Raw genomic sequence first — 12,746 nt, forward strand, 5'->3', positions numbered from 1 at the left:
CCGAGGACCACTCCATGGCCATGATTTCCCAGATCGACTACGACACGGCCTCGTCTGAGATCCGTGCGGCACATGACGAGGAACTCAGGCTGCGCGGCCGGATGACGAATATGAAGCGCATCCTGCTGCATTCGCCGGTCGCCCATCGCATCTATGCCGAGTGGTTCACGTTGCGCGACATGCTGCGGCCTGATCTCGACGATCGCGCCATCTGGCTGTTTTCGCTAACGATTTCCGCGGCTTGCCGGGCCGAGATACCGGTGACCTTCTTTCGTCGCGCGCTGATCGATATGGAGCTCGATCCCGAGAACATCGAGCCGACAGCCGATGAAGCGCTGCTGATCGCCTTCGGCACGGCCATCGCGACCGACGCCAATGCCATTCCCGATGAGGTCTGGGCCGAACTGAAAGCCCGCTACGATGAGCCGCTGCTCGTCGACCTGGTCGCCTTCGCCGGCATCATGGTGGCGACGACCGTGTTCACCAATGCGGTGGGCGTCGACCTCGATCCGGAGCTCGAGCCTTACCGCAAAAAGGCCTGAGGCAATCGAAGCCGTCCGGTCCAAGGCACCAGGGCAGCTACCGGGTCAATCTCAGGCACGGCGTCAGCCGGCTTCGCTCCGGCACGCGACACACGCGTCATCTTCCACGACGCGAAGTAGCGGAGCCGCTCGACCGAGGCGCCGGTACCCATTACCTGGAAAACTCGCTGCGCACGATGCCGTGGCGCTGGAGCTTGTCGTAAAAGGTCTTGCGCGGAATCCCCAGCGCTTCGATCGTGCGCCTGACATCGCCCTCGTTGCGGCCGAGCGTCTCGCGGATAATGTCGGCCTCGTAGCGCTCCAGCCGCTCCGGCAGCTTCATGTCGGCATCCGGCCGGGCTAGGCCAGGGGGAAGCGCTCCAGCGTCTTCTTCCAATCCAAGCACAAACCGCTCGGCGAAATGCGCGAGCTCGCGCACATTGCCCGGCCAGTCATGCTCCCTGAGATGGCGGTGCACCGAGGCCGGCACCGCCGGCACCGGACGCCGAAAGCGGGCGGCGGCGCGCTCGGCGAAATAGAAGAACAGCAGGGCGACGTCGTCGCGGCGCTCGCGCAGCGGCGGAACGGAGATCGTCACCACGTTGAGCCGGTAGTAGAGATCCTCGCGGAACGTGCCGCGCTGGCGCGGATCGCCGAGATCGACCTTCGCGGCCGCAACCACGCGCAGGTCGACGGGCCGCAACTCGTTGGTGCCGAGCGGCGTGACCTCGCGCATCTCCAGCACGCGCAGCATCTGCACCTGTGTCGAGACCGGCATGCTTTCGATCTCGTCGAGGAACAGCGTGCCGCCGCTGGCGTGCTCGATGCGGCCGATCCGCTTCTTCTGCGCGCCGGTGAAGGCGCCGGCCTCATGGCCGAACAACTCGCTCTCGATGACCGTCTCCGGCAGAGTGCCGCAATTCAGCGCAACGAAATTGCCCCTGGCGCGGCGGCTCCAGCGATGCAAGAGGCTTGCCACCACCTCCTTGCCGGAGCCGGTCTCGCCGGTCACCAGCACGTCGACATCGGTGTCGGCGATCTGGCGCAGCGTGCGGCGCAGCCTTTCCATCGCCGGCGTCTGGCCGATCAGCGGCAGGCCGTCCTGCGCTTCTCCGGCCGCTTCGCGCAAGGCGCGGTTCTCCAGCACCAGGCGGCGCTTTTCCGCCGCGCGGCGCACGCTCTGCACCAGCCGGTCGGCGGCGAAGGGTTTGGTGATGAAGTCGTAGGCGCCGTCCTTGATCGCCTTGACGGCAACCGCGATGTCGCCATGCCCGGTGACGAGGATGACCGGAATGTCCGCGTCCAGCCGCAGGACGCAATCGAAAAGCAGCAAGCCGTCGATTTCAGGCATCCGGATATCCGACACCACCACGCCGGCAAAACCGGCGTCGAGCCTGGCCAGCGCCTCGGCCGCCACCGAAAAAGCCAATACCGAAAAGCCGGCAAGCTCAAGCGTCTGCGCGGTGGCCCTGAGGAGATCGCTGTCGTCATCGATCAGGATCACCGGCGCTGCGTCGTCATTGGTCATGCTGCCTTTGCCACTACACTGCTTTCAAGAGATGGATGGTGAAGCGGGTGCCGCGATGGTCGCTCGAAACCTCGATGCGTCCGCCATAATCGGCGACGATATCCTTCGAGATGACGAGGCCAAGGCCGAGGCCTTTTTCCTTTGAGGTGTTGAACGGCGTGAACAGCGATCTAAGGATTGCGGGCGGAATGCCCGGTCCGTTGTCGAACACGCCGACCGTCACACCGTCCGCCGTCCCCTCGACCGAAACCCGTACATGAGCGTCGTCGCGGCCTTCCAACGCCTCGAGCGCGTTCTGGAAGAGGTTGATCAGCACCTGTTCGAGCCGGACACGGTTGCCCATGACCTTGAGGGAAGGCGGCGGCAAGTCGATGGCCAGTGCGTCGAGCCGGCCGGCAAAGCGGCTTCTCAACAGCACCACGGCGCCTTCGATGACGCCGCGCAATTCGACAGGCTCGGCGGCGGTGCGACCCTTGCGGGCAAAGGCCTTCAATTCTTCGGTAATGCTGCCGATGCGTTCGGTAAGTGCTGCGATGGCGCCGAGATTTTCCTCGACCGGCGAAGTCTGCTTGCGGTCGAGGAAGACGCGGGCGTTGTCGGCATAGGCGCGTATAGTGGCGACCGGCTGGTTGATCTCGTGGGCGACGCCGGCGGCGACCTGGCCGAGGATGGCGAGGCGGTTGGCCTGGACCAGATCCTGCTGCACCACCTGCAGCTTGGCTTCCGTGCTGCGATGGCCTGATATCTCGGCCTGCAGCCGATCGCGGGCGCGGCTCAGATCCTCGGTCCGTTCGATCACGCGACGTTCGAGCTCGGTGCGCGCCGCCTGTTCGGCGGCGATCCGCATTTGCCCCGACTGCCGCCGCCACAACAGATACGCAGCAAGGCCGAGCAACGGGACAATGACGCCGAGTGCAAGGAGCCGCATTTCACGGACCGCGGCGGCGATCGGCGCTTCGGCCGGGACGAGATAGTCGAGCCGCCAGGGAGTCGAAGGGACCGGCGTTGAAAGCCTGAGATATTCCGCGTCGTTGCCGCCGGGCGTCACCGCATGGATGATCGACACGTCCGGGCTGAGCGCCTGCGGGCGCGTGATCGGCAATGGCATCAGCGGTGCGTCGCCGAACTGCTGGCTGTTCTGAATGGCGGCAAGATCAGGCCCGGCAAGCGGCCCGGTCGTCATGAAGCGCCAGGACGGCACACTGGTGATCAGGACGACGCCATTCTCGTCGCTGACATAGGCCGGGCGATTCGCCTCGTGCCAGTCGGCCTCGAGCTGGTCGAACTCCGCCTTGACGACAACGACGCCGAGCGGTGCGGCATCATCGCCGACGCGGCGCGAGATGTAGAGACCGGGGCGTTTGCTGACATTGCCGAGCGCGAAATATTCGGCAGTTCCGGCCCGCATCGCGCCGGAGAAATAATCGCGAAATCGGTAGTCGTTGCCGACGAAGCTGATCGGCTCGCGCCAGTTGCTGGAGGCGATCGCCAGCCCGTCGGTGCCGATGACATAGAGCACCGAAGCCTTGGTGCCGGAGACCAGCCCTTCAAGCTTGCGGTTCAGCACATCGACCGCAGCAGCACTTTTCTGTGCCAGCGCGTCGTGCACCTGCTGGTCCTCCGACAAAAGCAGGGGCAGGGCGCGCGGGCTCTCCAGCACGGCGCGCAGCAGCGCGACCTTCAGATTGGCGTCGGTGCGGCCTTGCGCCGCCAGTGCCCCAACCTCCGTGGTGCGGCCATAATGGCCTGCGCCGTAAAGTGCGGCCGTGGCGATCGCAAGGGCGATGGCCGCAAACAGCAGCCAGGCACGGCGCGCTCGCCTGCCGAGTTGCTCGGGCGTCGACGGTTGGGGCGTTGAAAACGGGGCAGCGGCGGGGCGTTGCAGCATCAGCCATTTGTGCATGTTTTCGCACAAAGCACAATTCGGCTATGCGAATATCCGCACTTTCTATGTGCGAAACGAAACCTGGATTTCGAGAATATTCAATAAAATCATAGGGAAATTCTCTTCCACGCAGTCTGGCACGGCAGTTGCAAACACGAATTCAGCGGTCGCGAGGCTGCTGGGGGTCAATGCAATTGCTCCGGGAGGTCGAGCTTTCGATCGGAGCACAATGGAGGACGTCATGCAGACAGTATTCGCTGCCGCCGAGCCGCGCGGCAAACTTCCCTTCTACCGGCATCTCTATGTGCAGGTGCTGGCGGCGATCGCCGCCGGTGTGCTTCTCGGCCACTTCTATCCCGAAACCGGTGAGGCGATGAAGCCGTTCGGCGACGCCTTCATCAAGCTGGTGAAGATGGTGATCGCGCCGGTGATCTTCCTGACGGTGGCGACCGGGATCGCCGGCGTTGCCGACCTGCAGAAGATCGGCCGCGTCGCCGGCAAGGCGATGATCTATTTCCTGGTGTTCTCGACGCTGGCGCTTGTCGTCGGTCTCGTCGTGTCGAACGTCGTCCAGCCGGGTGCCGGCATGCATATCGATCCGGCCACGCTCGACGCCACCAAGGTGGCGACCTATGCCGAAAAGGCGCACGACACCAGCATTGTCGGCTTCCTGATGAATGTCATCCCCGACACGATCACCGGCGCCTTCGCGAAGGGCGACATCCTGCAGGTGCTGTTCTTCTCGGTGCTGTTCGGTGTCGCTTTGGCCATGGTCGGCGACCGCGGCCGTCCGGTCGTCGATTTCCTGCAGGCACTAACCACGCCGATCTTCCGTCTCGTGGCCATCCTGATGAAGGCCGCGCCGATCGGCGCCTTCGGCGCCATGGCCTTCACCATTGGCAAATACGGCATCGGCTCGATCGCCAACCTCGCGATGCTGATCGGCACATTCTATCTGACCGCGCTGCTGTTCGTGCTGGTGGTGCTTGGCGCCGTTGCCCGCTACAACGGCTTCTCGATCCTGGCGCTGATCCGCTACATCAAGGAAGAGCTGCTGCTGGTGCTCGGCACCTCGTCCTCGGAAGCGGCACTGCCGGGCCTGATGTCCAAGATGGAGCGCGCCGGCTGCAACCGCTCGGTGGTCGGGTTGGTCATCCCGACCGGCTATTCCTTCAACCTCGATGGCACCAACATCTACATGACGCTGGCCGCTTTGTTCATCGCGCAGGCGACCGACACGCCGCTCACCTTCGGCGACCAGATCCTGCTGCTCGCCGTTGCCATGCTGAGCTCCAAGGGTGCCGCCGGCATCACCGGCGCCGGCTTCATCACGCTCGCCGCGACGCTCTCGGTCGTACCCACGGTGCCGGTCGCCGGCATGGCTCTGATCCTCGGCGTCGACCGCTTCATGTCGGAATGCCGGGCGCTGACCAACTTCGTCGGCAATGCGGTGGCGACCGTGGTCGTGGCGCGCTGGGAAGGGGAACTCGACCAGACCAAGTTTGCCGCAGCAATGGCCGGCGACTTGCCGGAGGAAGCTGACCTGTCGCTGCCAGGGCTGCAGGCCGCCTGATTGTTCAGGCTGCATGGTCATAGTCCGAAGCCGGCTGCCGCCGGCTTCGGACTGGCCGCGGCCAATCTCCAACATCTGCGATTATCCACGGGCCACGCCGCTGCGCGCTGCCTCGGATGTAACAGGCTTGTGAGTCTTGTTGTTGGCGCGGGGCTTGCTCCAGCCGTATTTGAAGGCCACTATCCGCCATGCCTTCAAGGCACCCGTCCACTTCGATCCCGACCTGATCGCGACCGAAGGCGAGACATTTCCGTCGGGCTCGGTTGCGAGCGGCCGAACCGTCGGAGCTTGTGCTGCCGCCGACCACAACCTTGACCAAGGCGGCAGCCCTCGAAAGCATGGCGGCCTCGCTACGAAGTCGCAAGAGACGTGACCCGTCTCCTGACGGAAGGCGCATGCTTTCCTCTCAGGAACTCGTCGCGCTTGAAGAGGGGGCGGCCCGTGAGCGGGCTTTTGCCGAAACCAAAGCAAGATGCGAGGTCAAACGCGATGCAGTCTGAACCGAGGATTCCGGTATCAATCATCATCCCGAACTACAATTACGCGCGTTTCCTCAAACGCAGCATTGATAGCGCGCTGGAGCAGGACTACGCGGATGTCGAAGTCATCGTCGTCGACGATGCATCGCAGGACAATTCCACGACAATCATAGAATCCTATCGCGACGAGATCGTCGCATGCCCGCGAGTGCAAAATGGCGGGCATGCCGCCGCGTTCAACACCGGCTTTGCGGCAAGCTCGGGCAAGATCGTCCTGTTCCTCGACGCGGACGACTACCTCTATCCGACCGCTGTTTCCACGATCGTCGACACCTGGGATGCGGCAACGGCCCAGGTGCAGTCCAGGCTCCATATCGTCGACGAGCGGCAACGCATCAAGGATGTCTTTCCGCCGCCCGAACTGCCGTTCGACAGCGGCGACGTCATGCCGAAACTTCTGCACAAGGGCCGCTACCAGACAACCGTAACCAGCGGGCTGGCCTTTGACCGCACAACCCTGGAATCGATCATGCCGATTCCAGAGCCGGAGTTCCGCCAGGGCGCCGACGGCTATCTTGCAACGCTGGCGCCTATGTACGGGCACGTCCAGTCCATTGAGGAATGCGTCGGCGCCTACCGGATCCACGGCGCCAACCATTCGGTCTTCGGTGAAAAGCTCGCCGAGCGGGCGCGCTGGAGGGTAACCCACGATTTCCGCCGCATGCAGGCGCTGTCGGATCAAGCCTCCGGGATCGGCTTAACAATCGTGCCGTCGGACGCGGTCCGCCACGATCCGGTCCATCTGGAAGAGCGGCTGGCGTCGCTGTGCGCAGACAGACGCCGGCATCCCGTGGCCAATGATTTCCGGCTGGCGCTCGGGGCGGCGGGCGCCGTCGCCAGCCTCGAAATGACCGCGTCCCTGCGGCGGCGCGCCGTCCTTGCCGCCTGGTTCCTGTCAGTCGGGGTGTTGCCACGGAAAATGGCGACGGCGGTGCTGTCGTGGAAGCTCGACGCATCGTCTAGACCGGCATTCCTTAGCCGTCTGTCCAAGACAATCCGCCACGCGATGGGATAGAGTGACGCGTTGACATGGCTCCGCTAGGTATTCGGTCCGGTCCGCGACGAATGCTCGAAGGCTAGGGCGAGCAGGCCCGGCCGCTCACTCGACCAGAACATGCGCCTCCCGCGCGGCGCCGACAAAGGCTTCCCTTGCGGCCTCGGTTGTAACATCGCCGCTCATGGCCCGGCGGCATGCGCGCAGTGCGGCGCCATGCTGCAGGCTGCCAGCGTCGCGCCACTGGCCTGTCAGCAATTCGACAGCCTGTTGTGCGTTGGAAATATGTCGGATCGTTCCCGTGATGCCGACCGAAACAGTAACCGGCTTGGAAAACCATCCTTGATCCATGGTGGAACCTTTGGTGAGTTGAACGCACCAAAACGCATGCCGTGGTACAAGGTTTCATTTGCGGCTGTCATCATGGCGTGAAAGCGGCGTTCCGCCGCCGGAAGGTCGGCGGGCGTCCCGTTCCAATCGGAGTCCCAACGAGCCACTCACCAGCATAGCAACGAACGCATCCCGACCCCGGGTAGGGCAGCACGCGTCTGCCTGCCCTAATGCGCCCCGCGCAGCCTGACCACAACACTGCGCGCCGCAAGTACCAGCACCGTGATGATGATCAGGATCACCGAGAGTGCGGCGATCGCCGGGTCGATGTTGTCGCGCAGGCCCATCCACATCAGCCTGGGCAGCGTGATGGCGTTGACCGAGGTGATGAACAGGGTGACGCCGATCTCTTCCCAGGACAGCACAAAGGACAGAAGGGCCGCGGTGACGATGCCGAATTTGATGTTGGGCATGATGATGCGGGTGGCGCGCTCCCACACGGTGGCGCCGAGGCCGCGCGCGGCAAGATCGATGCGCCGGTCGAGCTGGCTGAGCGAGACCAGGATCAGCACCGTGGCGAAGGGCACCGTCATCACCGCATGCGCCATGGCGACACCGAGCCAGGTGTCATAGCCGAACAACGAGCTGACGCCGGAGATCGAGGTCAGCAGGAAGTAGAGCGTGATCGCCGAGACCACAGGCGGCACCACCATCGGCAGCAGCACGAACCCGACGAGTGCAGCGGTAAAGCGCGGCTGGAACATCCACACACCGAGGCTGAAGCACAGCGCCAGCACGGTGGAAAAGGCGCTGCTGACGACGCCGATCCTGATCGAGAGCAGGATCGAGTTGATCCAGCGCGGATCCTCGATCAGCGCCCGGTAATGGCGCAGCGACAATTCGCCGGACGGCATCGCCAGCATGCGGGTCGGCGTCAGCGACACCGGAATGACGGCAAGCAGCGGCAACAACAGGAACAGCGCGACCAGGGCGGCGAGGATCAGCGAGACGGGGCCGGGGCGGTAGGTCGGCATCAGATCAGCTGCCTCGGCCTGACATAACGGAACACCAGCGCCATCAGTGCGCCGACGAACAGCACCAGCACGACGCTGATCGCCGCCCCTAGGCCCCAGTCCGGGCTCTGGAAGATGCGGAGATAGATCAGCTCGGCGACCATCACGCTGCGGCCGCCGCCGAGGATCGCCGGCGTCACGAAGAAGCCCAGCGAAAACACGAAGACGATTAGCGCCGAGCCGATGATGCCGGAGCGGGTCATGGGCACGAACACCGACCAGAAGGTGCGCATACGGCTGGAGCCGAGCCCGCGCGCCGCCAGCAGGACGCGGTCGTCAAGGCTGCGCATCGACGACGCCAGTGGAAACACGGCGAAGGGGATAAGGAAATGCGTCATGCCGACGATGACGCCGAATTCGTTGCGTACCAGCGTCAGAGGTTCTGAGATGAAGCCGATCGCCTGCAGCCAGGTATTGAACAGGCCGCGATTGGAAAGCAGCGCCACCCAGCCGAAGGCGCGCGTCAGCACCGAGATCCAGAACGGCACCAGGATGCAGAATTCGGCGATTACGCGCTGCGCCGGCGTGCCGCGCACCCACACCACGGTGATGACATAGGCAGCGGCAACCGAAACAATCGTGACGATTGCGGCGATGCGCAGCGTGCGGACAAACACCGACTGCACCAGCGGGTCGCTAAGCAGCGTGCCATACTGCCCGAGCCCAGGCTCGGGGAGGGTGAAGCTCCAGTTGACGACGCCGAAGAATGGCCAGGCGTAGGCGGCGCCAAGGAACAGGAGCAGCGGCGCCATCAACAGCGCCGCGCCCATCCTGTCGGAGAGATATGCTTTCATCTCGGCCCCGGTTATCCCGGTCTATCAGGCGGAGATGATCTTCGTGTATTCGTCGAGTGCGGCCCCGTAGTTCTTGGCATACCACTCCATGTCGAGCGGGATCTGCTTCTTCATGTTTTCGGGGTCGACCGGGTTGATGCGCTTCTTGTCGGCGGGGATCAGCGCGTCGGCGGCCGGATTGGCCGGACCCTGGCCGAGCTTGTCGAACATAATGAGCTGCTTTTCCGGATCCTGGGCGCTGGCGATGAACTTCATCGCCGCGTCCTTGCCGCCGGGATTGCCCTTGAGCACGGCGAGCGCGCCGGGCGAGATCAGGCCCTGGTCCCAGATGAACTTGATCTTGCCGCCGGAATCCTGCTCGATCAGAGAGGCGCGGGTCGACCAGACGATCGCCATCGAAGCCTCGCCGTCGAGCAGCACGCTCTGGCTTTCGGCGCCGCCGCCCCAATAGGCGACGACGTTTTCCTTGAAGGCGGCGATCTTGTCATGCGCGCGCTTGAGGTCGAGCGGATAGAGCGAGGCCGGCGCGATGCCGTCGGCGAGCAGTGCCGCTTCCCAGCTCGACACGCCCCATTTGTAGAGCGAGCGCTTGCCGGGGAATTTCGTCACGTCGAAGAAGTCGGCCATGCCGGTCGGCGCCTGGCTGCCGAATTTCTCGGAATCATAGGCGATGACGTAGGAGAAGAAATAGGTCGAGGCGGCGTGTTCCCAGCCGAAGCCCGGCCGCATCTTGTTCTTGTCGACGATCGAATAGTCGATCGGCTCGAGCATGCCTTGGGCGCCGAGGGTGATGGCCGAGAACGGGTCGACGTCGACCAGGTCCCAGGTCGGGGCGCCGCTCTTGAACTGCGCCGCGATCGCGCCTTCTGTCGGGCCGGAGCCATCCATCTTGACGGTGATGCCGGTCTCCTTGGTGAAGGCCTGGCCATAGGCCGCATCATAGGCGGTGATGGCGTCGCCGCCCCAATTGACCAGCACCAGTTCCTTGGCTTGCGCGAGCGCGCCGGTCGAGCGCAGCAGGATCGGCGTGCCGGCCAGCACGAGTGCGGCCAGCTGCGTGAACTGCCGGCGCGAAATCTCACCGCGCGCCGCCCTGGCGGACAGCGTCTCGATAGAGTGTTTCTTGGTTTCGCTCATCTTTGAATTGTTTGTCATGTCAGTTCCCCTTTTTTGTCGTTGATACTTCCCGAAAGTCAGCTTGGCGAATTCAGCTTCGCCACGCCAATCGTCATTGTCCTCCGTCCGGAAGGAGGAAACCTTTTTCCGCCGGCCATGTCAGCCACACGGAATTGCCCTTGCTGAGTGCCGACGCTGCGACCTCGTTCGGCACCGAGACCGTCACCTTGGCGCCCTGGCGCGTCGTGAGATCGAGCCGCGTCGCGGCACCGAGATAGGTCGAAGCGACCGCAGTCGCGGCGATGCCGTTCTCGCCGGCGGCCGCTTCGGGCGCGATCGACATGTATTCGGGCCGGATCGCCAGGATGGCGTTGCTGCCGACGGCGCTTGCATTGCCGCGCAGCGTGATGGTGCGATCTTCGCATAGGCCGGTGGCGCCGTTGTCGGCGTTGCGCACGCCCTTCAGCGGCAGCATGTTGATCTCGCCGAGGAACTCGGCGACGAAACGGCTGGCCGGCCGGTCGTAAACCTCGTCAGGCGCGCCAACCTGCAGCAATTTGCCGTGGTTGAAGATGGCAACGCGCGACGATAGCGCCAGCGCCTCGCTCTGGTCATGGGTGACGAAGACGAAGGTGGTGCCGGTCTCCTGGTGCAGCCGCTTCATCTCGGCCTGCATCTGGCCGCGCAAGCCCTTGTCGAGCGCCGAGAACGGCTCGTCGAGGAGGAGCACGCCCGGCTCGAACACCAGCGCGCGTGCCAACGCCACGCGCTGCTGCTGGCCGCCGGAAAGCTGCGACGGCAGTTTCTTCTCGTGGCCCTTCAGCCCGACGCGCTCGATCATCTCGCCGACACGTCGTTTGATCTCTGCCGATGATTTCTTGCGCACCTTGAGCGGGAAGGCGATGTTGCCCTCGACCGACATATGCGGGAACAGCGCGTAACCCTGGAAAACCATGCCGGCCGCACGCTGTTCGGCCGGCCGCTCGGTGATGTCGGCGCCGTCGCTGTAAAGGCGACCGTCGGTCGGCTGCACGAAACCGGCAAGGATCATCAGGAAGGTGGTCTTGCCCGAACCGGAAGGCCCGAGGAGGGTCAGGAACTCACCGCGGCCGATATCGAGCGTCAGATCGTCCAGTGCACGGAACGAGCCGAAGCTCTTGCCGATCCCGATTGCCTTGATCTCTGCGGCCCGGCCGGGTTGCTGCATCCTGCCTTTGTCCTCAATGCTGATTGAAATCGTAGGCAGGGCGGCGGCTCACCGCAACCGAATAGTTTTCGCCTGACCGGCAAATTTGATTCATCTATGGCGAGGTGTAGCGCCAAATCTCTCCCCTCGAGGGGGAGATGTCGCCGAAGGCGACAGAGGGGGTCGCTGCGCGTGAGCGCCAACTTCCTCTTTCTTTGAAAGCCAGACCGGGCCGAGCCCAGCCGAAGCGACCCCTCTGGCCGCTCCGCGGCCATCTCCCCCTCGAGGGGGGAGATTAACGCTGGTTCTCCGACAGCTTCGACCGCAACCATCCACTGAATACATCCAGCACCGGGTGGCTCGCCTTGGCATGCTCTGAGACGAAGAAGTACGACCGCGGCGAACTGATCGCGATGTCGAAGGGGCGCACCAGTCGGCCTTCGCTCAGCGCCCGGCGGCTGGTCAACTCGTCGCCCATGGCGATGCCCTGGCCGGCGATCGCCGCCGAAAAGACCAGATTCATGTCGGAAAAGAAGATGCCGCCCTCGATGTCCGGATTCTCGACCTTCGATAGCGCCAGCCACCGCGCCCAGTCCTCGGTGTCGCCGAGATGCAGCAGATTGGCGCGCAGCACGTCGGCCGGCTTGGAAAAGCCGCCGACTTTGTTGAGCAGCGTCGGGCTGCACAGCGGCGTAAACGAGATTTCGCACAATAGCTCGACCGCGCGGTTCGGCCAGTTGCCAACGCCGAAGGCGATGAAGGCGTCGGCTTCGGCATTGCTGACGTCGTCCAGCCGCCGCGGCGTCAGGATGCGCAGCGCGACATCGGGGTACATCTGCCGGAATTCGCCAATGTGAGTGCACAGGAACAGCGAGGCGAAACCCGGCGTGCAGCTGACGCTGAACGAACCGCCGACGCCGGTGCCGGCGTGGCGAGTCACTGCGTCGCCCAGCACAGTCAGTGCCTTGCGCACGTCGCTGGCATAGCGCTGGCCGCGCGGAGTGAGCGCCACGCCCTTGCCGATGCGCTCGAGCAGATCGAAGCCGAGATCGCGTTCGAGCAGGCGAAGCTGATGGCTGACGGCGCTGCGGGTCAGATGCAGTTCGTCAGCAGCGCGCCAGACGCTGCCGTGACGGGCAAAACTGTCGAGGGCGCGCAGCGCCTGCGTCGATGGAATTCTCAAGAGGTGAACCGAATTTGCATGAGC

General features: G+C 64.1%; 11 protein-coding genes and 1 pseudogene. 4 read left to right on the plus strand and 8 right to left on the minus strand.

The features are described 5' to 3' along the window. The first annotated feature begins 14 nt into the window (after nucleotides 1–14). Both ACWTU8_RS03195 and ACWTU8_RS03200 read left to right on the plus strand, forming a co-directional pair. Nucleotides 15–542, plus strand: a complete 528-nt coding sequence (locus tag ACWTU8_RS03195) for a hypothetical protein (protein WP_455847002.1) — start codon at nucleotides 15–17, stop codon at nucleotides 540–542. Between the two features lie 9 nt (nucleotides 543–551). Further along, nucleotides 552–662: pseudogene (locus ACWTU8_RS03200) on the plus strand (2OG-Fe(II) oxygenase); the annotation flags it as partial. Nucleotides 663–693: 31 nt separating this feature from the next. Here ACWTU8_RS03200 and ACWTU8_RS03205 read toward each other — a convergent pair. Together ACWTU8_RS03205 and ACWTU8_RS03210 are read right to left on the minus strand one after the other, a co-directional pair. Then, nucleotides 694–2,049 carry a sigma-54-dependent transcriptional regulator gene (locus tag ACWTU8_RS03205; protein ID WP_455847003.1) on the minus strand — a complete coding sequence of 452 codons (1,356 nt, stop codon included), beginning with the start codon at nucleotides 2,047–2,049 and terminating at the stop codon, nucleotides 694–696. Nucleotides 2,050–2,062: 13 nt separating this feature from the next. Continuing rightward, on the minus strand, nucleotides 2,063–3,937 hold the full coding sequence (locus ACWTU8_RS03210) for a sensor histidine kinase (protein ID WP_455847004.1): 1,875 nt from the start codon (nucleotides 3,935–3,937) through the stop codon (nucleotides 2,063–2,065). A 238-nt stretch (nucleotides 3,938–4,175) separates the two neighbouring features. Here ACWTU8_RS03210 and ACWTU8_RS03215 point away from each other — a divergent pair, with 238 nt between their 5' ends. Beyond that, nucleotides 4,176–5,507 (plus strand): dicarboxylate/amino acid:cation symporter, encoded by a 1,332-nt coding sequence (locus ACWTU8_RS03215; protein ID WP_029350644.1) that lies wholly within the window; start codon nucleotides 4,176–4,178, stop codon nucleotides 5,505–5,507. Between the two features lie 489 nt (nucleotides 5,508–5,996). Next, nucleotides 5,997–7,061, plus strand: coding sequence for a glycosyltransferase family 2 protein (locus ACWTU8_RS03220; protein ID WP_455847005.1), 1,065 nt, complete (start codon nucleotides 5,997–5,999; stop codon nucleotides 7,059–7,061). An 84-nt stretch (nucleotides 7,062–7,145) separates the two neighbouring features. On the opposite strand, the gene ACWTU8_RS03225 is transcribed toward ACWTU8_RS03220, so the two are convergent. The 6 genes from ACWTU8_RS03225 to ACWTU8_RS03250 all read right to left on the minus strand — a co-directional run bounded on the left by ACWTU8_RS03225 (nucleotide 7,146) and on the right by ACWTU8_RS03250 (nucleotide 12,722). After that, nucleotides 7,146–7,391, minus strand: coding sequence for a DUF982 domain-containing protein (locus tag ACWTU8_RS03225; protein ID WP_455840566.1), 246 nt, complete (start codon nucleotides 7,389–7,391; stop codon nucleotides 7,146–7,148). A gap of 206 nt (nucleotides 7,392–7,597) precedes the next feature. After that, nucleotides 7,598–8,404 (minus strand): ABC transporter permease, encoded by an 807-nt coding sequence (locus tag ACWTU8_RS03230; protein ID WP_455847006.1) that lies wholly within the window; start codon nucleotides 8,402–8,404, stop codon nucleotides 7,598–7,600. Continuing rightward, nucleotides 8,404–9,237, minus strand: a complete 834-nt coding sequence (locus ACWTU8_RS03235; protein ID WP_455847007.1) for an ABC transporter permease — start codon at nucleotides 9,235–9,237, stop codon at nucleotides 8,404–8,406. Before ACWTU8_RS03235 ends, ACWTU8_RS03230 begins: the two co-directional genes overlap by 1 nt. A 24-nt stretch (nucleotides 9,238–9,261) precedes the next feature. Then, nucleotides 9,262–10,374: an ABC transporter substrate-binding protein gene (locus tag ACWTU8_RS03240; protein WP_455848372.1), complete on the minus strand. Its 1,113-nt coding sequence runs from the start codon at nucleotides 10,372–10,374 to the stop codon at nucleotides 9,262–9,264. Between the two features lie 91 nt (nucleotides 10,375–10,465). Further along, nucleotides 10,466–11,560, minus strand: coding sequence for an ABC transporter ATP-binding protein (locus ACWTU8_RS03245; protein ID WP_455847008.1), 1,095 nt, complete (start codon nucleotides 11,558–11,560; stop codon nucleotides 10,466–10,468). A gap of 274 nt (nucleotides 11,561–11,834) precedes the next feature. Further along, nucleotides 11,835–12,722, minus strand: a complete 888-nt coding sequence (locus tag ACWTU8_RS03250) for a LysR substrate-binding domain-containing protein (RefSeq protein WP_029350660.1) — start codon at nucleotides 12,720–12,722, stop codon at nucleotides 11,835–11,837. Nucleotides 12,723–12,746 lie beyond the last annotated feature (24 nt).

This window comes from Mesorhizobium sp. BHbdii, assembly GCF_053848045.1.